The sequence below is a fragment of the Novosphingobium sp. SG707 genome, assembly GCF_012275515.1.
Classification (GTDB): domain Bacteria; phylum Pseudomonadota; class Alphaproteobacteria; order Sphingomonadales; family Sphingomonadaceae; genus Novosphingobium.
In genome coordinates, this window is the sequence record NZ_JAAZQL010000004.1 from 392,657 (window position 1) to 415,547 (window position 22,891).

21 protein-coding genes are annotated in these 22,891 nt (G+C 64.1%); 8 read left to right on the top strand and 13 right to left on the bottom strand.

Annotation, left to right across the window (positions count from 1 at the left end; genetic code table 11):
- Positions 1–16: 16 nt before the first annotated feature.
- From topA to plsY, 3 genes are all read right to left on the bottom strand, one after another.
- Complete coding sequence (gene topA / locus FHW92_RS14340; protein WP_168603929.1) at positions 17–2,644, bottom strand: type I DNA topoisomerase; 2,628 nt, start codon at positions 2,642–2,644, stop codon at positions 17–19.
- Positions 2,645–2,946: 302 nt separating this feature from the next.
- Positions 2,947–4,173 carry a DNA-processing protein DprA gene (dprA, locus tag FHW92_RS14345; protein ID WP_168603930.1) on the bottom strand — a complete coding sequence of 409 codons (1,227 nt, stop codon included), beginning with the start codon at positions 4,171–4,173 and terminating at the stop codon, positions 2,947–2,949.
- Positions 4,170–4,787: a glycerol-3-phosphate 1-O-acyltransferase PlsY gene (gene plsY / locus FHW92_RS14350; RefSeq protein ID WP_168603931.1), complete on the bottom strand. Its 618-nt coding sequence runs from the start codon at positions 4,785–4,787 to the stop codon at positions 4,170–4,172. The genes dprA and plsY overlap by 4 nt, the downstream gene beginning before the upstream one ends.
- Before the next feature lie 132 nt (positions 4,788–4,919).
- On the opposite strand from plsY, the gene murI reads away from it, so the two are divergent.
- Both murI and hemA read left to right on the top strand, forming a co-directional pair.
- Positions 4,920–5,735 (top strand): glutamate racemase, encoded by an 816-nt coding sequence (gene murI / locus FHW92_RS14355; RefSeq protein WP_168603932.1) that lies wholly within the window; start codon positions 4,920–4,922, stop codon positions 5,733–5,735.
- 160 nt (positions 5,736–5,895) lie between these two features.
- Positions 5,896–7,110, top strand: coding sequence for a 5-aminolevulinate synthase (hemA, locus tag FHW92_RS14360; RefSeq protein ID WP_168603933.1), 1,215 nt, complete (start codon positions 5,896–5,898; stop codon positions 7,108–7,110).
- A gap of 248 nt (positions 7,111–7,358) precedes the next feature.
- Here the strand turns inward: hemA and pstB are convergent, their stop codons facing one another.
- The 4 genes from pstB to pstS are packed head-to-tail and all read right to left on the bottom strand — an operon-like array spanning position 7,359 to position 11,021.
- Entirely contained in the window at positions 7,359–8,162 is an 804-nt protein-coding gene (gene pstB / locus FHW92_RS14365; RefSeq protein WP_168604109.1) for a phosphate ABC transporter ATP-binding protein PstB, read from the bottom strand.
- 50 nt (positions 8,163–8,212) lie between these two features.
- Positions 8,213–9,073, bottom strand: a complete 861-nt coding sequence (gene pstA / locus FHW92_RS14370) for a phosphate ABC transporter permease PstA (protein ID WP_168603934.1) — start codon at positions 9,071–9,073, stop codon at positions 8,213–8,215.
- A complete protein-coding gene (gene pstC / locus FHW92_RS14375; protein ID WP_168603935.1) occupies positions 9,073–10,011 on the bottom strand; it encodes a phosphate ABC transporter permease subunit PstC in 939 nt (312 codons plus the stop codon). Before pstC ends, pstA begins: the two co-directional genes overlap by 1 nt.
- The gene (gene pstS / locus FHW92_RS14380) at positions 10,008–11,021 is read right to left on the bottom strand and encodes a phosphate ABC transporter substrate-binding protein PstS (RefSeq protein ID WP_168603936.1); all 1,014 of its coding nucleotides are present in this window, start codon (positions 11,019–11,021) and stop codon (positions 10,008–10,010) included. Before pstS ends, pstC begins: the two co-directional genes overlap by 4 nt.
- Before the next feature lie 389 nt (positions 11,022–11,410).
- On the opposite strand from pstS, the gene FHW92_RS14385 reads away from it, so the two are divergent.
- The 3 genes from FHW92_RS14385 to FHW92_RS14395 all read left to right on the top strand — a co-directional run bounded on the left by FHW92_RS14385 (position 11,411) and on the right by FHW92_RS14395 (position 14,376).
- Positions 11,411–12,925: a hypothetical protein gene (locus FHW92_RS14385; protein WP_168603937.1), complete on the top strand. Its 1,515-nt coding sequence runs from the start codon at positions 11,411–11,413 to the stop codon at positions 12,923–12,925.
- Positions 12,925–13,515, top strand: coding sequence for a nucleotidyltransferase family protein (locus tag FHW92_RS14390; RefSeq protein ID WP_168603938.1), 591 nt, complete (start codon positions 12,925–12,927; stop codon positions 13,513–13,515). Before FHW92_RS14385 ends, FHW92_RS14390 begins: the two co-directional genes overlap by 1 nt.
- Before the next feature lie 78 nt (positions 13,516–13,593).
- Positions 13,594–14,376: a 3-hydroxybutyrate dehydrogenase gene (locus FHW92_RS14395; RefSeq protein WP_168603939.1), complete on the top strand. Its 783-nt coding sequence runs from the start codon at positions 13,594–13,596 to the stop codon at positions 14,374–14,376.
- 47 nt (positions 14,377–14,423) lie between these two features.
- Here the strand turns inward: FHW92_RS14395 and FHW92_RS14400 are convergent, their stop codons facing one another.
- The gene (locus tag FHW92_RS14400; RefSeq protein ID WP_168603940.1) at positions 14,424–15,206 is read right to left on the bottom strand and encodes a LysR family transcriptional regulator; all 783 of its coding nucleotides are present in this window, start codon (positions 15,204–15,206) and stop codon (positions 14,424–14,426) included.
- A 41-nt stretch (positions 15,207–15,247) separates the two neighbouring features.
- Positions 15,248–15,661: a Co2+/Mg2+ efflux protein ApaG gene (gene apaG, locus FHW92_RS14405; protein ID WP_168604110.1), complete on the bottom strand. Its 414-nt coding sequence runs from the start codon at positions 15,659–15,661 to the stop codon at positions 15,248–15,250.
- Between the two features lie 173 nt (positions 15,662–15,834).
- Here apaG and FHW92_RS14410 point away from each other — a divergent pair, with 173 nt between their 5' ends.
- Positions 15,835–16,266, top strand: coding sequence for a DUF6628 family protein (locus tag FHW92_RS14410; protein ID WP_168603941.1), 432 nt, complete (start codon positions 15,835–15,837; stop codon positions 16,264–16,266).
- A 6-nt stretch (positions 16,267–16,272) separates the two neighbouring features.
- Here the strand turns inward: FHW92_RS14410 and FHW92_RS14415 are convergent, their stop codons facing one another.
- The gene (locus FHW92_RS14415; RefSeq protein ID WP_168603942.1) at positions 16,273–17,481 is read right to left on the bottom strand and encodes an aminotransferase class I/II-fold pyridoxal phosphate-dependent enzyme; all 1,209 of its coding nucleotides are present in this window, start codon (positions 17,479–17,481) and stop codon (positions 16,273–16,275) included.
- Between the two features lie 93 nt (positions 17,482–17,574).
- Here FHW92_RS14415 and FHW92_RS14420 point away from each other — a divergent pair, with 93 nt between their 5' ends.
- Positions 17,575–18,837: a phospholipid carrier-dependent glycosyltransferase gene (locus tag FHW92_RS14420; RefSeq protein ID WP_168603943.1), complete on the top strand. Its 1,263-nt coding sequence runs from the start codon at positions 17,575–17,577 to the stop codon at positions 18,835–18,837.
- A gap of 114 nt (positions 18,838–18,951) precedes the next feature.
- Here FHW92_RS14420 and FHW92_RS14425 read toward each other — a convergent pair whose 3' ends face one another.
- The 3 genes from FHW92_RS14425 to FHW92_RS14435 form a co-directional block, all read right to left on the bottom strand.
- Entirely contained in the window at positions 18,952–20,094 is a 1,143-nt protein-coding gene (locus FHW92_RS14425) for a glycosyltransferase family 2 protein (RefSeq protein ID WP_168603944.1), read from the bottom strand.
- A 151-nt stretch (positions 20,095–20,245) separates the two neighbouring features.
- Entirely contained in the window at positions 20,246–21,304 is a 1,059-nt protein-coding gene (gene leuB, locus FHW92_RS14430) for a 3-isopropylmalate dehydrogenase (RefSeq protein ID WP_168603945.1), read from the bottom strand.
- A gap of 13 nt (positions 21,305–21,317) precedes the next feature.
- Positions 21,318–21,944, bottom strand: a complete 627-nt coding sequence (locus FHW92_RS14435) for a DNA repair protein RecO C-terminal domain-containing protein (protein WP_168603946.1) — start codon at positions 21,942–21,944, stop codon at positions 21,318–21,320.
- Between the two features lie 131 nt (positions 21,945–22,075).
- Here FHW92_RS14435 and FHW92_RS14440 point away from each other — a divergent pair, with 131 nt between their 5' ends.
- A complete protein-coding gene (locus FHW92_RS14440) occupies positions 22,076–22,882 on the top strand; it encodes a calcium-binding protein (protein ID WP_246870163.1) in 807 nt (268 codons plus the stop codon).
- Positions 22,883–22,891: the final 9 nt, after the last annotated feature.

The following is a 22,891-nucleotide window of genomic DNA, read 5'->3' on the forward strand; positions in this document are numbered from 1 at the left end:
TTTGGGACCACCAAAATCACCCCTTTGCGGCGGCGGCCTCTTTCGCAGGAGCCTTTTTCGCCGCCGGTTTCTTGGCGGCGGGTTTCTTGGCTGCCGCTTCGCCATCGTCCTTCTTGGCCGCTTCCTTTTTCGGAGCGGCCTTCTTGGGCGCGGGTTTTTTCGCGGGCGCCTTCTTCTTGCCCTTGGTGCTCGGCCCCTTGGCCGCCTTTTCATCGATCAGCGCGATCGCCTGTTCGAGCGTCAGCTTGTCCTGCTCGACCGCCTTGGGCAGCGTGGCATTGGTCGTGCCATCGGTGACATAGGCGCCGTAACGGCCCGCCAGCAGCTTGATCTCTCCCCCGGTGGTGGGATGGGCGCCAAACACCTTGAGCGGCTCGGCAGGGGCATTGCGGCTGCGCCCGCCGCCCGCCGCCGCCTCGGCCAGCTTGGTCACGGCAAGGTTCATGCCCGTTTCAAACACCTCGGACGTGCTGCGCAACCGGGCATATTTGCCGCTATGCGCCAGATAGGGGCCATAGCGGCCGATGCTGGCGGTGATCGGCTCGCCGCTTTCGGGATGCGGCCCGATGGTGCGCGGCAAGGACAGCAGCTTGACCGCCCAGTCCAGCGTCATCTCGCCAATGTCCTTGGGGATCGAGGCCATCTTGCGCGTGTCGCCCTCGCCCATCTGGATATAGGGGCCAAAGCGGCCCGCCTTGCGCATGATGGGTTCGCCGGTCTCCGGGTGCTTGCCCAGTTCGCCTTCCTCGCCCGCATCCGCGCTGCCGCCGGGCTGGGCGAATTTGCGGGTGAACTTGCATTCGGGATAGTTTGAGCAGGCAACAAATGCGCCATACTTGCCGCCGCGCAAGGACAAACGCCCCGCCTTGCATTGCGGGCATTTGCGCGGGTCGGTCCCATCCTCACGCGGGGGGAAGAGGTAATCGGAGAGGAATTCATCCAGCGCCTCGGTCACTTCCGAGGGCTTCTTCTCCATCACCTCGTCGGACTTGGGCTTGAAATCCTTCCAGAATTCTTCAAGCACCGCGCGCCACTGCGCCCGCCCGCCCGACACATCGTCCAGCTCGTCCTCCATGCCCGCCGTGAAGTCATAGGCGACATAGCGGTCAAAGAAACGTTCGAGGAAGGAAGTGAGCAGACGGCCCGTTTCCTCGGCAAAGAAGCGGTTCTTTTCGGTGCGCACATAGGCGCGGTCCTTCAAGACCTGAAGCGTGGCCGCATAGGTCGAGGGGCGCCCGATGCCCAGCTCTTCCAGCCGCTTGACCAGCGACGCTTCGGAATAGCGCGGCGGGGGCTGGGTGAAATGCTGGGTGGCCTCCACGCCCTGCTTCATGGGCATGTCGCCCTTGTTCATCAGGGGCAGCAGGTTTGCATCGTCATCATCGTCGGTCTTGTTGTCGCGGCTTTCATCATAGACCGCCATGAAGCCGGGGAACTTGACCACCTGACCCGTCGCGCGCAGTTCATGGCTCCCGGTGCCGTCGCGCATGGTCACCGTGGTGCGCTCCAGCGCGGCGGAGGCCATCTGGCTGGCCAAAGCGCGCTTCCAGATCAGGTCATACAGGCGCGCCTCGTCGCCGCTGCCGTAATGGTCGCGGCCAAATTCGGTCGGGCGGATGGCCTCGTGAGCCTCCTGCGCGTTCTTGGCCTTGGTTTCATAATGGCGCGGCTTTTCGGGGCAGTAATGGCCGGAAAAACGCTCGGTAATCTCGCGGCGGGCGGCGGAAATGGCGCTGGGGTCCATCTGCACGCCATCGGTACGCATATAGGTGATCGCGCCTGCCTCATACAGCGTCTGGGCCACGCGCATCGTGTGGCTGGCCGAAAAGCCCAGCTTGCGCGCGGCTTCCTGCTGCAGCGTCGACGTGGTGAAAGGCGGATAGGGATTGCGGCGGACCGGCTTCGTCTCCACCTCCTCCACGCGGAAGGCGCCAGCCTCGACCGCCGCCTTGGCGCGATCGGCAATGCCCGCATCGCCAAGGCTCAGCTTCTCCAGCTTCTTGCCTTCAAACTTGACCAGACGCGCCGGGAATTGCGAACCATCGTGCATCATACGCGCGATGACCTGCCAATATTCCTCGGGCTTGAAGACCTCGATCTCACGCTCACGCTGAACGATCAGACGCAGCGCCACCGACTGCACGCGGCCCGCCGATTTCGCGCCGGGCAATTTGCGCCACAAGACCGGCGAAAGCGTGAAGCCGAACAGATAGTCGAGCGCCCGCCGCGCCAGATAGGCATCGATCAGATCCTGATCCAGCTCACGCGGGTGCTTCATCGCCGTGGTCACGGCATCCTTGGTGATCGCGTTAAACGTGACGCGCTCGACCTCCTTGGGCAGCGCCCGCCGCTTGGCCAGCAATTCCTTCACATGCCACGAAATCGCCTCACCCTCGCGATCAGGGTCAGTCGCCAGGATCAGTCGGTCGGCCTGCTTGGCAAGGTCGGCAATCTCGCGCACACGGGCCTGTTTGTCGCCATACAGCTCCCAATCCATCGCGAAATCTTCATCGGGCCGCACCGATCCATCCTTGGGCGGCAGGTCGCGCACGTGGCCATAGCTGGCCAGCACCCGATAATCCTTGCCGAGATATTTCTCGATGGTCTTCGCCTTGGCCGGGGATTCGACAATAACAAGCTGCATGGTTTCTCTTGTACTATCTGCAATGGCCGCAGGGCCGACGATCCGGCCATGCCCCCAATTGAAAGACTTGTGAAGCCCGGTTGCCCCTTTGACCGCCGGGGCCTCACGTATACGCGCGAGGGTGGCGGGAGCGGTGGGCCTTCGTCAAGAGGGCGTGAGGCGCCTCCATTTCCATGGCATTTTGACAGGCATAAGACACAGGCGGGTTCGTTTCGGAACTATCGCAACTTTACCCGCGCGGCGCCTGCCCCGAAAATCCACGCGCTTTTACGGAGCGCGCGATGAGACCACTTAATCCCCGATCACAGGATGCGGCTGACCCGGCCCCCGGCATGGCGCTGGATCACCCCGGCCAATTCCAGTTCGATCAGCACCATCTGCACACCCCCGGCGCTCAGGCCCGACTGGCGCACGATCTCGTCCACGCCCACCGGGGCCAGGCCCAGCAGCGCGGCAATCCGGTCATTGGCATCGGCGCTGCCATCCGCGTCTTCTGGCGCCTCCTGCGCCTCTTCAAAATGGCTCTCGCCGCCAAAGCCGGCCAGCGGGCCGTGATCCTCTTCATGAAAATGCGAACGCGGCACGCCGTCGAAACTGGCGATCAGCTCGATAATGTCCTCGGCGCGCTGGATCAGGATGGCGCCGTCGCGGATCATTTCGTTGCAGCCATGGCTGCGCGGGTCAAGCGGGGAGCCGGGAACCGCCATCACCTCGCGCCCGTAATCGCCCGCCAGCCGCGCGGTTATCAGCGAACCGGACTTGAGCGCGGCCTCGACCACCACGGTGCCCGCGGCGATCCCGGCGATGATGCGGTTGCGCGCCGGGAAATGACGCTGCGTTGGCTCGACGCCGGGCGGCGCCTCGGTCAGGAGCAGGCCCTCCTCGGCAATGCGCGATTGCAGCGCGGCATGGTCGGGTGGATACGCGATGTCGATGCCGCCGGCGATGACGGCAATCGTGCCGGCGTTGGTGTAAGCCTCTCCCCGACCCGCTAGCGCGCCTTCATGGGCGGCCGCATCAATGCCGCGCGCCAGCCCCGACACCACCGGATAGCCCGCCTCGGCCAGCCCGCCCGCGATTTCGCGCGCCAGCCGCATCGCCCCCGCGCTGGCATTGCGCGCGCCCACCATGGCCACCGGCGCGGCCCGCGACAGATCCGCCCGCCCGCGCGCGATCAGCAAAGGCGGAGCCGAATCGACCTGACGCAGCAAGGGGGGATAATCGGGCGAATCATGAAAGATATAGCGCGCACCGGCGGCGCGGACGGCCTTGATCTCGGCCTCGACCACGCCGGGATCCACCGCGCGATAGGGCTGACGCCCCTTGCCGCTGGCGCGCCCGTCGCCCCGCGCGGCCAGATCGGGCAAAGCGTCGAGCGCCCGGCGCGCATCGCCAAACCGGCGCAGCAACTGCCCAAAGGTCACCGGCCCAATGTTGGGCGAGCGGATCAGGCGTATCCGCGCCAGCCCCTCCTCGCGCGTCAGGGTGAAGCCCGTGCCGGACTGCGCCTCCTCGCCCGTTTCACTCATCCCTTTTTCGCGCCCACTTTCGGCTCGGTTCCGGCGCGCAGGCGGGCGATATTCTCACGATGCTGATACAGCACCAGCGCGGCCAACGCGGCCAGCACCGGCACCATCGCCGTATGGCCCAGCGCCAATGCGCCGATCGGCGCGGCCAGCGCGGCGCTCATCCCGCCCACGCTGGAAATGCGCGAGAGCCGGAACATGCCCACCCATGCCAGCAGGCACAGCAGCCCGACCGGCCATGCCAGCCCCAACGCCACGCCCAGCATAGTGGCCACGCCCTTGCCGCCCTTGAACTTCAGCCAGACCGGGAAGCAATGGCCCACCATCGCCCCGGCCCCGCCCGCCAGCGCCAGCCATGTCGCCCCCGCGGCCCCATCGGCAAATTGCCCGGCAGGCAGCATGCCCGCGATCAGCACCGCCGCCGCCCCCTTGCCGCCATCGAGCAGGAGCGTGGCCGCCGCCAGACCTTTACGCCCGGTGCGCAGCACATTGGTCGCCCCGATATTGCCCGAACCGATCGAGCGCAGATCGCCCGCGCCAAAGGCCCGCGTCAACAGCAGGCCAAAAGGCACCGAACCCAGCGCATAACCCAGCACCGAGGCCACCATCAAAGACATTGCATTCACCCTTTTTAGCGCCCCATGCTTTAACCAGAAGGCGCGTTCACCCCTCCTTTAGTCGCAGCGGCGATTTTGTCGAACCCCCTTCTCTTTCCTTTTTGCCGCAATCGCTCGTAAAGAGGGGCTGACATGGCCCCGACTCCCGACGAACTGATCGCCCCTTCCGCCCCCATCCTGCTCTTCGATTCAGGCGTCGGCGGATTGACCGTGCTGGACGCGCTGCGCCGCCATTTGCCCGATGCCCCGGTCATCTATGTCGCGGACAATGCCGGGCTGCCCTATGGCACCAAAACCGAGGCGCAGATCGCCGCGCGGGTGTCGGGCCTGCTGGGGCGGATGACCGAGCGTTTGCGCCCCCGCCTGGTCTGCATCGCCTGTAATACGGCCAGCACGATCGCGCTGGCCAGCGTGCGCGAGGTGCTGGAGGTGCCGATTGTGGGCACGGTGCCCGCGATCAAGCCTGCCGCCGCGATGACGCAGACCGGCGTGATCGGATTGCTGGGCACGCAGGCGACGATCCGTCAGGCCTATGTGGATCGACTGGAGCATGAATTTGCCGCCGATAAACGCCTTTTGCGCCATGGTGCGCCCGAACTGGTCGAGGCGGCGGAAGCAAAATTGCGGGGGCTGCCGGTCGATTCCCGGTTGATTGCGCGCGCGGTTGCAGGCCTGCGCGATCAGCCGGAAGGGGATCGCATCGACACGGTGGTGCTGGCCTGCACCCATTTCCCGCTGTTGGCGCAGGAATTGGGCGAGGCATTTGGTCCGGGCGTGCGCTTTATCGACGGGGCCGACGGCATCGCGCGCCGCATCGCCTTTTTGACGCAAGGTCAGGAGTTTAAACGCAATGCCGAAGACCTTGCCCTGTTCACCAGTGGGGATGGGATCGCCGGGCTGGAGCCTGCGTTGAACCAGCGCGGATTGACGCGCATCGGCTTGTTCTGATCCCCTTAATGGTCGCCATGCGATAAAGACAAATACTACTTTTGGACAGAATGCCCTATCTCACTGTTTGACTCTGGTCATTTTATGCATCCCCTCATATGTTCTAACGGGGGAGAGCCGGAAAGCCGGATCCATACGGTGCCGTTCAGGATTAGAGCCAGTGAACTACGACCAGATTTTCGACGCAGCTATCGACCGCCTGCATTCCGAAGGGCGGTATCGCGTGTTTATCGACATCCTGCGCAACAAGGGCGCCTATCCCAACGCGCGCTGTTTTGCCGGACATAACGGCCCCAAGCCGATCACGGTGTGGTGCAGCAACGACTATCTGGCGATGGGGCAGCACCCCAAGGTGATCGCCGCGATGGAGGAAGCGCTGCATGACGTGGGCGCAGGGTCGGGCGGTACGCGCAACATCGGCGGCAACACCCATTACCATATCCAGTTGGAAGAAGAACTGGCCGACCTGCACGGCAAGCAGGGCGCGCTGCTCTTCACCTCGGGCTATGTGTCGAATGATGCCACGCTCTCCACGCTGGCCAAGATCCTGCCCGGATGCGTAATCTTTTCCGACGAATTGAATCATGCCAGCATGATTGCCGGCATCCGCAATTCGGGCGCGGAAAAGAAGGTGTTCCGTCACAATGATGTCGAGCATCTGGAAGAACTGCTGAAGGAAACCGATCCCAACGTGCCCAAGCTGGTGGCGTTTGAATCGGTCTATTCGATGGATGGCGATATCGCCCCGATCCACGAAATCTGCGATCTGGCGGAAAAGTACAACGCGCTGACCTATATCGACGAGGTTCACGCCGTGGGCATGTATGGCCCGCGCGGCGGCGGCATCACCGATCGCGACAATGCCGCCCACCGCATCGACATTATCGAGGGCACGCTGGGCAAGGCTTTTGGCGTGATGGGCGGCTATATCGCGGCCGACAAGCGCATCATCGATGTGATCCGCTCCTATGCGCCGGGCTTCATTTTCACCACCTCGCTCTCGCCGGTGCTGGTGGCGGGCGTGCTGGCCTCGGTTCGTCATCTGAAGGCGTCGAGCGTTGAGCGCGATGGCCAGCAGGCGGCGGCAGCGGGCCTCAAGGCCATGATGCGCGAGGCCGGGCTGCCGGTGATGAATTCGACCACGCATATCGTGCCGCTGATGGTGGGCGATCCGGTCAAGGCCAAGAAGATCAGCGACATTCTGCTGGCCGAATATGGCGTCTATGTGCAGCCCATCAACTTCCCCACCGTGCCGCGCGGGACCGAACGTCTGCGCTTTACGCCCGGGCCGCAGCATACCGAGGCCATGATGCGCGATCTGACCGCCGCGCTGGTGGAAATCTGGGATCGGCTGGAGTTGAAGCTGGCGGCTTGATTGCGGGGTTTTATGCCTCCGGCGGGCAAAGGGACTTGTCCCTTTGCAATCCCATTAATGAGGTGGTGCCGGGTTGGCGAGGTCAATTGAACAGAATTTGAGAGCCTGCGGCGCGGAGAGTTTATGCTCAAAAGCGCCGCAGGCTTTAATTTTGAAACGCTGCGTCCGACACCCATTGGCCGAACCCATGGCACAACGCAGACAGTAACGGGAGCGCGAGGGTCTAGACCCTCGCATCATCTCTTTTCTTACCCATACCTACCCGTCACATAATCCCGCATCGCCGCCGTCGCAGGCCGCACAAAGGCCTCACCCGAGGGCCGGAATTCCACCATTTTGCCCATCAGCATAAAGCCGGTGTAGTCCGAAATCCGCGCCGCCTGCTGCAGATTGTGGGTGACGATGACGATGGTGAAGCTCTGCTTGAGCTCAATCAGCGCCGTTTCCAGCTTGGCCGTGGACAAAGGATCGAGCGCCGAGGCCGGCTCGTCGAGCAACAGCACTTCCGGCTCGACCGCGATCCCGCGCGCCACGCAAAGGCGCTGCTGCTGCCCGCCCGACAGGCTCAGGCCCGACTTGTCCAGCTTGTCCTTGACCTCGTCCCACAGCGCCGCGCGGGTTAGTGAGGTTTCGACGATCTCGTCCATTTGCGCACGCGAAACATTGCGGTGCAGCCGGACGCCAAAGGCGATGTTTTCATAGATCGACATCGGAAAAGGCGTCGGCCGCTGAAACACCATGCCGATACGCGCGCGCAGCCGGGCATTGTCGCCGTTGATAGGCGCGCCGGAAGCGGGCGGCGCGTCCTCCACCGCCTCTCCCCCGCCCAGCAGGTTTTCGCCATTGAACAGGATCTGCCCCTCGGCGCGTTGGCCGGGATAGAGGTCGTAGATCTTGTTGAGCGTGCGCAGCAGCGTCGATTTCCCGCAGCCCGACGGCCCGATCAGCGCCGTGATCTTGCCCCGCGCCACCGGCAGATCGACGCCGAACAGCGCCTGATGCTTGCCATAGAAAAAGTTCAGCCCGCGCACATCCAGCACCCGCTGCTCCATCGGCGGGGGCAGGATCACGCTGCCGACATCGGCCTGTTTGGCGTCAAAATTCACGACTGATGGCTCCCGCGCGCCAGAGCGCGTCCGATGATGTTGGCGGCAAGGACGGTGATCGCGATCAACAGCGCCCCCACCCATGCCAGCGCGCGCCAGTCGTCAAAAGCCGACAGCGCGAATTGATAGATCGTGGTGGGCAAGGCGCCCATCGGCTGGGTCAGGGCAAAGGAGAGGTTGGGATTGCCCAACGAGGTGAAAAGCAGCGGCGCCGTCTCGCCCGAGATACGCGCAAAGCCCAGCAGCGCGCCCGTCACCAGACCCGGCCGCGAGGCGCGCCAGATGATCGCGCGGATGACATAGCTCTTGCCAGCCCCGATCGCCATGCCCGCCTCGCGCAACTGGTTCGATTGCAGGCGCAGGATGTCCTCGGTCGTGCGCGTCACCACGGGCGTGGCCACAAAGGCCAGCGCCACCGCGCCCGCGCCCGCCGAAAAGCCATGCAGCGGCCGCACCAGAATTTCATAAACGAACAGGCCGATCAGGATCGATGGCGCGGACAGCAACACGTCGTTCAAAAACCGTACCACCTCGGCCAGACGCTTGCCCTCACCATATTCGGCCAACCACGTGCCCGCCAGAATGCCGATGACCACCGCCATCACCATGCCGATCGCGCACATTTCCAGCGAGCCGAGGATCGCATTGCGCAAGCCGCCGGGCATTTCGGGCGGCGGCTGGTCCATGGTGAAGATATGCAGGCCGATCCCGTCCAGCCCATTGGCCACCAGCGACCACAGGATCAGCAGCAGCGCAATCACCGCCACGGCGGTGGCCGCCATGGTCAGGCCGACAAAGCCATAATTGACCAGCTTGCGCCGGGCATGGCGGTCAAACAGATGCCGGTTGAACGCCATTACGCCTTCTCCCGCCCGATCAGCAGCCGCGCGCCCACCAGCGCGGCAAAGGTAATCACAAACAGTACCAGCCCCAGCGCCAGCAGCGCCGAGACATGAAGATCGCTGCTCGCCTCGGCAAATTCATTGGCGATGGTGGAGGCGATGGTCGATCCGCTGGCAAACAGGCTGCGCGGGAATTCGTGGCTGTTGCCGATGATGAACGTCACCGCCATCGTCTCGCCCAGCGCGCGGCCCAGCCCCAGCATCACCGCGCCGATCGCGCTGCGCCGGATATAGGGCAGCATGATCTTGCTCACCACCTCATAGGGGGTACAGCCCATGCCATAGGCCGCCTCGCGCACATGGGTGGGCACGGAGAGCAGCAGTTCGCGCAGCACCGTGGCGATATAGGGCAGCACCATGATCGCCAGGATCATCGCGGCGGTAAAAATATTCGCGCCATTGGGGATGCCCTCGAACAGATGGCCCCAGAAACTGTCGGGATCGACCACATAGAACAGCGGCAATTGCACATGCAGCGCAAACCACGGCGCCAGCACGAACAGGCCCCACATGCCGTAAACAATGGATGGAATGCCCGCCAGCAGCTCGACCGCCATGCTGACATATTTGGCCAGCACCGAGGGGCAGAATTCCACCAGAAACACCGCGATCCCCACCGCGAGAGGCAGCGCCATCACCATGGCCAGCCCCGCCGTCACCAGCGTGCCGACAATGGGTCCTGCCGCGCCATAATCCTCGGCCACAGGATCCCATGCGGCGGAGATGAAGAATTTCGGCCCGAAATGCGCCAGCGCGGGCCAGCCCCCGATCACCAGCGCAACCAGCAGACCCGCCAGCGTCGCCATCAGCACCATGGCGGCGGAAAAGCACAGCGCCTGAAAAAACGCATCCTGCCGCGCCGCGCGCGAGGGGCCGGCAGTCTCCACGCTCATTTGTCGCCCCCAATTGCGCGCCATTGCTGGCGCACCATGGCTTTGAGCGAGGCGGGCAGCGGCACATAGGACAGGCGCGCCGCCGTGGCATCACCGCGCGCAAAGGCCCAGTCAAAGAAACGCAGCACCGCTCGACCCTTTTCCGGGCGCTCCTGCTCGCGGTGCATCAGGATGAAGGTCGCGCCCGAAATCGGCCATGCCCCCGCCCCCGGTTGGTTGAGCAGCAGCACATAATTGTCCGCAGCACGCCCCCATGGCGCCGCAGAGGCGGCGGCGGCGAAACTGGTCGGTTCAGGCGTCGGGAATTGCCCCGCTGAATTCTGCACGCGGGCATAGCTGACCTTGCCCTTGCGGGCGTAGATATATTCGACATAGCCCAACGCGCCATAGGTCTGGCGCACGAAAGCGGCCACGCCGTCATTGCCCTTGCCGCCAATCCCGGCGGGCCATTTTACTGCATCGCTGGCCCCCACCGCGCGTGCCCATGCGGGCGAGGTCTGGGCCAGATAGGAGGTGAACAGGAAGGTCGTGCCCGAACCATCGGCGCGGTGAACCACCGTAATCGGGAAAGGCGGCAGCTTCAGCCCCGGATTGAGCGCGGCGATGCGCGGATCGTTCCAGCGCTTGATCCGGCCCAGAAAAATGTCGCCCAGCAAACCGCCCGACAGGCGCAATTGCCCCGGTCCGATGCCCGGCAGATTGAACACCGGCACCACCCCGCCAATCGCGGCGGGAAACTGCACCAGCCCCGCCTTGTTCAACTCTTCGGGCTTCAAAGGCTTGTCGGTGGCGCCGAAATCGACCGTATGGGCGATGATCTGACGCACCCCGCCGCCCGAGCCAATCGATTGATAATTCAGTTGATCGCCGCTGGCACCGGCATATTCGCGGGCCCATGCCTGATAGAGAGAGGCAGGAAAGCTGGCCCCCGCGCCGGTGAACGATTCGGACCAAGCGGGCGAAATCATCGCCAGCCCAAGGCCGAACGCCAGCACGGTTTTGCGAAACATGGGCGATTCTCCACCAATGGGCACACTTCGCCCACATCGGGCGCTAGACATTCCATATGACAACTTTGTGACAATCGCCAAGCCTCGACACTTTCGCGCCTTTTTGCCCAAACCGGCGGGAAAGGCGCGTTGCGGCCCGTCTTTGCCCTCATGCACGCCGCGCAATGTCATAGAAATGTCATCTTCTTCACACCGCCCCTTTGCCGACAGGGCTTTATCGTCCCACCGACGATTATCTATCTATCCCGATGCGCATGGCGGCCCTAAACTGGCCCGGATGGATCGATGCGCCGACCGGGTCCCGGCGCAAACCGATCTCGGCGGTCGGTTCACGGCGATCACCGCCAGCCTCGCGGCCCATATGGCTAATGCCACAAGGAATTCGTTCGATGGATTTGCTCAAGCCCTTTGCCCTGGCCCTGCTCGCATCGACGGCTCTGGCGCCGGGCACAGCGGCGGCATCGGGGCAAGCGGCCAAGCCCAGCCCCAGCCTTCAGGCCCAATTGCAACAGGCCCAGGCGCAAATGGCGCGGATGCAGGCGCAGATCGATGCGCTGGAAAAGAAGCTGACCGCGCTGACCGCGCCCAATGCGGCCGACGCCAAGCTGGCCGAGGCCAAGCCCGAGGGTACAGCGCCCGGGGCAACGCCGCCTGAAACGCCCACGCTGGCCTCGGCGGTGGAAACCGCGCGCCATGCCGATGCCACCGCCACGCAGGCGCTGGCCAGCGCGGAAAAGGCGCAGGGCGCGATCACCCTGACCCAGCGCGCCGTGGCCGCCACCAAATGGGCCGCCAACACCTCAGTCTCGGGCGAAATGTTCCTGAACCTGAGCAACATCACCCAGCACAGCGGCGGCGCGAACAATCCGGCCAGCGGCGCGGGCGTCAATCTCAAGCGCGCCTTCATCGGGCTGAACCATCGTTTCACCAACAAGGTTTCGGCCGCGATCCTGCTGGACGCCGACAATGTCACCGGCCAGCCCAGCACCGTCAACCCGCTCAACTCGGCCTCCGGGCTGGTGGGCAAGGGCGTCTATGTGCGCAACGCCTATGCCGAGGTGAAACTGCACCCCGCGCTGACCATCCGGCTGGGCGCGGCGGAAATGCCGTGGATCTCCTATGCCGAGGGCGCGGAAAACCAGCGCCATGTCGAGCGCTCGCTGCTCGAACGGGTCGGCTATGGCAATCCGGCCGACTGGGGCCTCCATCTTTCGGGCGACTTTCTGCGTCAGGGCAGCACCAGCCTGTCCTATGGTCTGGCCGTGGTCAACGGCGGGGGCTATCGTCAGGCCCGCGTGACCAAATCCATGGACATCGAGGCGCGCCTGTCGGGCACATGGAACGGGTTCTACGCCGCCGCGGGGGGCTATTACGGCAAGCGTGGCAATGACATCGAATCCATCGCGGGCACCACGGCCTCGTCCTTCCGCACCGCCACGCGGATCGACTTCATGGGCGGATACAAGAGTTCGGTGATCGGCATCGGCGGCGAATATTTCTATGCCCGCGACTGGAACAATGTGGCGATCAATCCGGCCAATTTCGCACTGTCACAGGATACGGCCAGCGGCTGGTCGGGATTTGCCCATTACAACCTCTCGCGCCAATGGCGGGCGTTCATGCGCTATGATCAGGTTCACCCCAACCGGATGACGGTGCGCGATTTACAGGACGATCTGTTTGTGGGCGGACTGCAGTTCTCGCCGCTGAAATATGTCGATCTGGCGCTGGTTTATAAGCGCGAGACGGTCAATGGCGGCTCTCTGGCCACCAGCAATGGCGTGATCGGTTGCGGCACGACGGCCACGCCCAATGCCTTTCCCACGGTTTCCGGCCCTTCGGCGCTGTGCAAGGGCAATGGCACCTATGACGAAGTAGGGCTGTTCACCGCGATCCGCTTCTGATGCGTTTGGAAGTCATTCTGCTGGCGGCGGGATGGTCGCGGCGGATGGAGGGCGTGGACAAGCGGCTGATGCCATGGCGCGGGGCGCCGATGGTGCGCCGCGCGGCGGAATTGTATCTGGGGCTTGGCCTGCCGGTGATGGTGGTGGGCCGGGCGCGGGATGAGGCGCTGGCGCGGGCGCTGGGTGGGCTGGATCTGCGCCTGATCGCCAATCCCGATGAAGGCAGCGAGCAGGGCGCATCGGCGCGGGTCGGGCTGGCGGCCTGTATCCTTGACGGAGATGGCGTGATCTTTGCGCTGGCCGATCAGCCGCTGTTGATGCCTGAGGATATTGCCGCGCTCGTTGCGGATTTTGCCGCCCATCGCGATGCTGTCATTATCCCGCGCCATGATGGTGTGCGGGGCAATCCGGTGGTGATGCCGCGCGATCTGGCGCTTGGGCTGGCAGCCCAGCCTGCGGATGTCAGCCCGCGCGCATGGATCGAGCGCCACGCCTCACGCATTGTCTGGCACGAGGCGGAACATTCGCGTTTCACCAGCGATATGGATACGCCGCAGGACAGGGATCGCCTGCGACAATACGAAAGTTGATTCATCATTCAGGATGGCTAGGTTAGCCGTTCGAAGGCCCATGGGCCGCAAGCAGATGACAAGAGGAGAAGACCGGCCATGAAACTCGACAAGAAGGTTTGCATCGTCACGGGCGCCGCCAGCGGCATTGGTCTTGGCATTGCGCGGCGTTATGTGGCCGAAGGGGCGCTGGTGGCGCTGGCCGATCTCAATCTGGACGCGGCGCAAGCCGCAGCCGCCGAACTAAACGCCGCAGGACCGGGTCAGGCCATCGGCATCGCCATGGACGTGACCAGCGAGGAGCAGGTCAATGTCGGGGTGGCCGAAGTGGTGGCCAAATGGGGCACGGTCGATGTGCTGGTGTCGAATGCGGGCATCCAGATCGTCAACCCGGTGGAAAATTTCGCCTATGCCGATTGGAAGAAGATGCTGGCCATCCATCTGGACGGCGCATTTCTGACCAGCAAGGCGGTCTTGCCGCATATGCAGGCCCAAGGTTCAGGCGCGATTCTCATGATGGGTTCGGTCCATTCCAAGACCGCCAGCCCGCTCAAATCCGCCTATGTCACCGCCAAGCACGGGCTGCTGGGTCTGGCCCGCACGATTGCGCGCGAGGGCGGCAAAAAGGGCATTCGCGCCAATGTGATCTGCCCCGGCTTTGTCAAAACGCCGCTGGTGGAAAAACAGATCCCCGAACAGGCCAAGGAATTGGGCATTTCCGAGGAGGACGTGGTCAAGAAGGTCATGCTGGGCGACACGGTGGATGGGGAATTCACCACCGTCGAGGACATTGCCGAGGTCGCGCTGTTCTTCGCCGCCTTCCCCACCAATGCGCTGACCGGGCAATCGCTGATCGCCAGCCACGGATGGTTCATGGAATAAAGCCCGGCGCCGGGGCCGGTTTTTCGCCTACACCGGCCCCGGCCCGTTCAGGCCGTCAGGTGCGCGACCAGCGCCTTGACCTTTTTCTGGCGCCATTGCGGCAGGGGGGCTACCAGCCAGTAAGCCTTACGCGCAGGCTCCGGCTCGCCAAAGCCGGGGATGCGGCCCAAGTCGCGCCAGCCCTGCGCCAGGAGCAAAGGCACACGCGCGCGACCAAGCCCGGCAGCGGCCGCCGCAATCGCCTGCCCCGCATCGCCCACATGCAGGCCCGCCTCGATCCCCTCGCCCGCCGGATTGGGGTCGCTGGGCCATGCGATCCACTCGCCCTCGCCCACAACCGCCTGCTGGGCCTCGCCAATTGCCACGCCTTCCAGATCGCCCGGCCCTTCGGACAGGCGCATGGCAAGGTCGAGGTTGGCCTCGGTAAAATCGGTGGCATCGCCATCGACCAGCACGACGCGAATGTCGGGATTGGCCGCACGGAACGCGGCCAGACGCGGCGCCAGCCATGCTGCGAAAATGTCGCGCGGGGCGGCAATCGTGTAAACATGCGAGGATTGCCCCGCCTGCATCGCCTGCACCGCATCCTCAAATTGCAGGAAACCGGCGCGCAAAGGCTCCAGCCCCGCCTGCGCCTCGTCGGTCAGTTCCAGCCCCTTGGTCGTGCGGCGAAACAGCACCACGCCCAGCAGATCCTCAAGCGCGCGGATCTGTTGCCCGACGGCCGCCGGGGTCACGGCCAGTTCGTCGGCGGCGCGGGTAAAGGACAGGTGACGCGCCGCCGCGTCAAACACGCGCAAGGCATTGAGAGGAAGATGGGTACGCTTCATGGCGCGGGTTGTTGCGCGCCGCCGCCCACTGCGTCAAGCCTTCATCCCGCCGTGGCGGGAGCGGCGAGCGGGAAATGCGGGATCGGCACCAGCACCGAATCGCCCTGCGATCCATCAGGGTGAATCTCGCGGAAGGTATAATAGCCCTCCATGCTGCCCTGCGGCGTGGCCAGCGGGCAGCCCGAGACGTAATCATGGCTTTGGCCCGGAGACAGCACGGGGGTCTCGCCCACGACGCCTTCGCCCTCGACCAGATTGACCGCACCGCGTCCATCGGTGATCCGCCAGTGGCGCGTGACCAGTTGCAGGGTGCGATCCGAGTCGTTCTCGATCCGTATATGATAGACCCAGAACCACTTGCCCGCCTCGATCCGCGATTGTTCGGGCAGGAAGTTGACAGCCACCCGCACGGTGACGCCATGGGTGGTGGCGGCGTGCTGGAACAGTTCCTTGATGAAGGATCGGTCAGACATGGATGCAGGTTAGCGCCGCTTTTGGCGCTTCGCAACGGGCCTTTAGGGGCATTTGGGGGTTATTGGGCCAACGGTTTGCCGCAAAAAATGCAGGTCTTTTATTGATATTCACTCGCAATAGCGTTAAATAGAGCTCCACACCAAGGAGTGTCCCCATGAACGAACCGCATCTGGCCCGGATCCTGCCCCATACCGCCCCGCTCGAAGGCCCGCCGCGCGCACTTCTGGTCGCGCTGCGCCGGATGGCGATCCACGGCCTCTATGATGCCAGCGCGTCGCTGTTGATGTTTGAACATTTCGGGCTGCATTTCCGCAAGCCGCTGGTGCTGATGCGCGCGCTGTTGATGGAGGTTTCGCAGACCACCCGCAAACCGATCCAGATCGCGCCCTGCTGCGCCTCGCGCATGACGACGGCGGAAAATGCGCTGCTGCGCGCGATGACCTGCGCCGATCATGACCCCGCACAGGCAGGGCAGCATTTGCAGGATCTGACTCAGGCCCCCGCCATCGAGGGTCTGCTGGCCACCACCCGCGTGCTGGCCAGCACCCTTCGCGATTCCGGGCGGGAACTCAGGGTCGAGGCTTGAAGGCCCTTAAAGCCCGATCGCCTTCAATGCCCCGTCGAGATCTTCCTTGAGGTCTTCCAGATCCTCAAGCCCGACGCTGATACGGATCATGCCCTCGGTCACGCCCATCGCCTGCCGCGTTTCGGGCGAGATCGAGGAATGAGTGGTGCTGGCCGGATGGGTCATCAGCGACTTGGTGTCGCCGATATTGTTCGAAATGTCGATCAATTGCAGCGCGTTGAGCAGCTTCATCGCCGCCTCGCGCCCGCCATCGACCTCAAAGGAGAAGATCGAACCCGCGCCATACATCTGCTGTTTGACCAGATAGTGCTGCGGGTGGCTTTCCAGACCGGGGTGCAGCACACGCGGCAGGCGCGCTTCCAGCCAGCGGCCGAGGTCCAGCGCAGCATCACTCTGCGCCTTCGCGCGCAGTTCGAGCGTTTCCAGACCTTTCAGCACCACCCATGCATTGAAGGGCGAAAGCACATTGCCCGTGTTGCGCGTATAGGGATGCAGGATGGTGTTGATGAAATTGGCATCGCCCGCCACCGCGCCCGCCAGCGTCCGGCCCGAACCGTCCATCAGCTTGGTCGCAGCATAGGCCACCACATCGGCGCCATGATCGAGCGGGCGCTGCAAGGCGACGCTGGCAAAGGCATTGTCCACCACCACGCGAATGCCGCGCGCATGGGCGATCTTGGAAACCTCGGCAATATCGACCAGATCCATCGTCGGATTGGCCGGGGTTTCAAAGAAGAACAGCTTGGTATTGTCGCGGATCGCGTCCTGCCACTGATTGAGGTCGCGCCCGTCAACCGCCGTCACCTCGATGCCAAAGCGGGGCAACAGATTGTCCGTCACCCAGCGCGTCGGGCCAAAGGCGGCCTTGGCGATCACCATATGGTCACCCGCCGACAATTGGCACAACAGAACGCTGGACATCGCGCCCATGCCGCTGGCCTGACACCGGCACGCCTCGGCCCCTTCCATCAGGGCGATGCGCTCCTCCAGCATCTGCACGCTGGGGTTGGCGGTGCGCGAATAGGTCATGCCGGGCAATTTGCCCGCAAAGCGGTCGGCCACGGTTTCGGCGCTGTCATAGGCAAAGCCCGAGGTCATATAGATGGCCTCGGAGGTTTCGCCCTGTTCGCTGCGCCATGTGCCGCCGCGCACGGCCTGCGTCGCGCTGCGCCAGTTGCGGGTGATCTTGCGATCCTGTCCAGTATCCCTTTTCATGGGGCCTTGCTCTATAACCGGCACGGCGCAAGAGCAAGGGCATCCGGCGCAAGCGCTGTTGCGCAGATCCCGCCCCGGATCTAGCCTGTTCAAATGTTTGCCAAGCCACAGTCCGACCCGTGGGCATTCCAGATCCTTGTCACGCTGCTGTTTGCCGGGTTGGTGGCGCTGCGCCTGACGATCCCGTCGCATCTCTATTTCGACGAGATCCATTATGTGCCCGCCGCGCGCGCGATGATCGCGGACAATCCGGCCAATCCGGAACACCCGCTGTTTGCCAAGGCGATGATCGCCGCCTCGATCCGCATCTTTGGCGACAATCCTTTGGGCTGGCGGATGCCCAGCGCGCTGATGGGGGTGATCGGCCTGTGGGCCTTTGGCCGCGCCATGTGGCGGGCCAGCGGGAGGGCCATGGCCTCGGTCGCCGCGATGGTGCTGCTGGCCACGGATTTCGCGTGGTATGTGCAAAGCCGGATTGCCATGCTCGACATGGTGATGGCTGGGCTGGCGATGGTGGCGCTCTGGCTGATCGCGGGGGCGATGAACCGGGCCGATGGATCGCGATGGCGGATGGTGGCGGGCGGGCTCGTGCTGGGCCTGTCGCTGGGCGCGAAATGGAGCGTGCTGCCGGTCTGGGCGGTGGTTGTGGCTATGATGCTGGGCGCGCGGTTGTGGGCCTTGGCCACCGGGGCGCGGCCGATCCTGCCCGCGCTCTCGATGGTCGAGCTGAGCCTGTGTCTGATCGCCCTGCCGCTGGGGGCCTATTGGCTGACCTATCTGCCGGGCTTTTTCACCGCGCGCGATGCGGTGCCCCCTCTCGATCCGATCGGTTGGCATCGCCACATGATCGACCTGCAAAGCAGCGTGACCAAGCACCATCCCTATCAGAGCGTGTGGACCCAGTGGATCATCAACTGGCGCGCGATCTGGTATCTTTATGAAGTCACCGACGGGGCGCAGCGCGGGGTGATGCTGATCGGCAATCCCCTCACAATGATCGCGGGGCTGATCGCGCTGGTCTGGGCGGGATGGTGCGGATTGGCCCGCCGGGCATGGTTGCCGCTGGTGCTGGTGGCGCTTTATGGCGCCTCACTGGGCCTGTGGATCGTGGGCAACAAGCCGGTGCAGTTCTATTACCACTATCTGCTGCCCGGCACGTTTCTGATGGCGGCGCTGGGGCTGGCGGTGGATGATTTATGGGCCGCGCGCGGGCGACGCTGGAGGCATGAGGCTTTTGGCATCCTCTTGCTGTCGGTGGGCGTGTTCGCGTGGTTCTTTCCGATCCTCTCGGCCGCCGCGCTGCATAAGGGCGTGGCCAGTTTCGAGGACTGGATGTGGCTGGCCAGCTGGCGCTGAGTTTGAAAATGCGCCGAAAGAGACGCATTTCATGCGGCACCGGCCCTCTCCCCCGGCCCTGCCACCCAAGAGTTTACTCGATTGAGTGACAGGGCCGGGAAAGAGTGCCTCTGATCAATTCCCGTATTTGCCCCAGACGAACTTGCTCGACAGCGCAAAGTTCCACACCGAGGCCAGCACGATGCCGACCAGCACCGCGATCACATCGTGGATATGCATCCGCTTCAAGGCCGCCGTCGCGCCGATGTTGGTCAGCAGGCCCAGCGAACAGGTCAGCGCGAATTGCGCCCAGCCCTTGCACAAAGGCCAGACCCCGCGCAAACGCTTGTCGGCATAGGTCAGCTCATTGTTCAGCACGAAGTTGAACGTCATGGCCACCAGTGCGGCAATCGTGTTGGCAATATTGAAGGTCGTCTCGTCGCTCGACCAATGGCCATAGACGAAGCGCTGGCCCAGAAACACGCTGAGCACCAGCCACAGCATGGCGAATTGCACCAGCACGCCCAGCGCCCCCACCGTGCCGAACAGCGCGAAACGGGTGGGAATGATGCGGCCCAGCCACTTGTCGTAAAGACCGATCAGGAATTCAAACACAACCGTCCGATCCAGCTTGCTTTCGCCATCCGCGCGGGCGGCGAAATCGAGGGGAAATTCCTTGACCCGCATCGGCGCGTCAACCGTGGCAAGAATATCGAGCAGGATCTTGAAACCCACGCCCGAAAGGCGATGCGCATCACAGCGCAGCGTGGCCGTGGGCAGCATGAAAAAGCCGCTCATCGGATCGGACAGATCCACGCCCGTCACCTTGCGCGCGATGGCATTGGCAAAGCCGCTGGCCTTGACACGATCAGGGCGGCCCCATGCCTCGGTGCTGGCGCCTTCGGCAAAGCGGCTGGCATAGGCCAGATCATATTCGCCCGATTCAATGGCCGCCAACATGCCGGGCAACAGCTTGGGATCATGCTGATGGTCGGCGTCCATCACCGCGACGATGGGGGCGGCAGTGGCGCACATGCCCTCGATGGCGGCGCTGGCCAGACCGCGCCGCCCGATGCGCTGGATGCAGCGGATGCGGGGGTCTTCCAAAGCGATGGCGCGTGCCTCATCGGCAGTGCCGTCGCGGCTGTTGTCGTCAACGAAGATCGCCTCCCACGCGATGCCCGCCAAAGCGGCATCGAGCCGCGCCACGAGCGGGCGCAGGTTGCCCCTCTCGTTCAGCGTGGGCATTACGATGGCAAGTTGCAGAGTCTGAACCATAATTCCTGATGCTAAAAAAGCCGAAAGATGGGGAAGAGCCCCATTCTGACCCCATTCTGCCGCATATGACCGGGTTCATCGCCCCCCGGAAAACGCGCGTCTCTTGCGCCCCAACCTTGTTCAAATCATGGCAGGGGCGCAAAAGCGCGGATTACAGGCGTTCCAGCACCGCATCACCGATCGCGCTGGTCGAGGCATCGCCGCCCAGATCGCCGCCGCGAATGCCGTCGGCCAGCGTCTTGGCCACAGCCGCCTCGATCCGCGCGGCCTGCGCCTCAAGGCCCAGCGAATGGCGCAGCAGCATGGCGGCCGACAGGATCGTGGCCATCGGGTTGGCCTTGTTCTGGCCCGCGATGTCGGGCGCGCTGCCGTGGATGGGTTCATACAGGCCCACGGTGCCATATTCGGTCTGGCGCGTGCCCAGCGAGGCCGAGGCCAGCAGGCCGATCGAGCCGACGCACATGCTGGCCTGATCCGACAGGATATCGCCAAACAGATTGCCCGTGACGATCACATCGAACTGGCCGGGCGACTTGACGAGCTGCATCGCGGCATTGTCGACATACATGTGGGAGAGTTCAACATCGGGATATTCGGCCGAAACCTCGATCACCACATCGCGCCAGAGCTGGCTGGTCTCGAGCACATTGGCCTTGTCCACGCTGCACAGCTTGCCCTTGCGGCCCTGCGCGGCCTTGAAACCGGCATGCGCGATGCGGCGCACTTCGTCCTCGGCATAGGACATCATGTCCCAGCCCTGACGACGGCCGTCTTCCAGCTTGCGCATGCCCTTTTCGCCGAAATACACATCGCCGTTCAGCTCGCGCACGATCAGCAGGTCGATCTGGCTGGCGACTTCGGGACGCAGCGCCGAAAAGCCTTCGAGGCCGGGGAAGAGCGTTGCCGGACGCAGGTTGGCGAACAGCGAGAGTTCCTTGCGCAGGCCCAGAATGGCCTGTTCCGGACGCAGCGCGCGCTCCAGATGGTCGCAGGAAAAATCGCCCACCGCGCCAAACAGGATACCGTCCACGCCGCGCGCGATTTCCTTGGTCGCCTCGGGCAGAGGATGGCCATGCTTGTAATAAGCCGCGCCGCCCACATCGCCTTCGACCATTTCAAGCCCGGCAATCGCCAGCTTGTCCAGCACGCGGACGGCCTGTGCCGTCACTTCGGGGCCGATGCCGTCACCGGCGAAAACCGCAATCTTCATGGCTCTACCTCTTTCAAGCTGCCATGCGCCCCAGACGTTGGCGCAATATTTCGCGCGCTCCCATAACATCGCCGCGCCGATCGGCAAGCAGATAGCGCGAAAGGGCAAGGCCAAGCGCATCGAAACGGGCCAGAACCGCATCCCACGCGCCGCCTTCCAGCATCCGCTGACCGTCAGCCCCGGCGCCGAAACGTTCGCCATAGCCCAGTTCGCGCAGCAAGAGCGCCTCATAGGCCAGCAAGGCCGGCGCCCAACCCCGCGCCGATGGCGCATGGCACACCGCATCGAGCAGCGCGCCCAATGCATCATAAAGCGCCGGATAGGCCTGCCGCTCGGGCAGGGAAGCGGCGACAAGCGCCGTGACCCAGCCGATTGCGGCAGCGGGCAAAGGTTCAACCAGAAAAGGCGCGCGGCTGACCGTCAATTCAACCTTGGCCGCAGGCATCTGGCTGGGAATGCGCGCACGCATGTCCACCGCCAGCCCATTGCCGGGGATCAGCACCGGGCGCAGGTCCCGCCCCCGCCCCCCCGCGACATAGGCCGCCACCATCCCATGATCGGCGGTCATCAGGCGCGCGATCACCCCCACCTCGCCATGCGGGCGGCCCGAACACAAAATGGCATGGGCGCGAATATGCATAGGCTCCCCGCTAGAGCAAAATGGCGCGGGAGGCAAAAAGCACCGCCGTTCATCTGCGCGCAAGCTTTGCGCAGGCAGGTCAGCTATGGGGAGGGCTTCGCATGGGTCCGGGATGTAATATGCGCAACAGATTGACAGTTTTGACAGCCTTGCTGCTGGCCGTGCCGATGATGTCGGCGGCCCCTGCCATGGCCCAGATGGGCGGCATGGGGGGAATGGGCGGCATGGGCGGCGGAGGCATGGGTGGTATGGGCGGCGGTGGCGGCATGGGTGGCCGTCATCGCGGCGGCGATATGGACAGCCCGCCCGATGGCGGCGGCCCGCGCGGCGGCGCGCCACGGGACATGAAGCCCATCCCGCTGAAAAGATACGAGGCGGCGGTCGAATCCATGTTCCGCGCGGCCGACGCCAACAAGGATGGCATGGTCACGCTGGCCGAGTTTGAAAGCGTGATCACCGCGCGGCGCAATGCGCTGATCCACAAGCGCTTTGTCGATGTGGACGCCAACCATGACGGGCGCATCGACGAGGGTGAGTTCATCGCCTGGGAAAGCCGCAAGAGCAGCGCGGAAATGGCCGAGGATGGCGGCGAATTTGCCGAAATCGTGCCCGATGCGATCTTCCCCGATCTGGGCGAAGGCGAGCGCGACATGGCGCTGCGCCTGGCGGTCGAGCCGCTGGGGCCGGTGGCGATTGCCAAGGCCAATGTCGACTATGACGCCGGGATCAGCCTTGCCGAATTGCAGGCCTATGAACGCGCCCGTTTCGACAAGGCCGACACCAACAAGGACCTGTTCCTCAGCCGCGAAGAGATCAACGCGATGCGCGGCGGACGCGGCATGATGCCCCCCATGGGCGGCGGACGGCGCGGCGGCGGTGGCGGTATGGGCGATGGCCCGCCTCCGGGCATGCCCCCGATGGGCGGTGACGACAATTAAGCATCACGG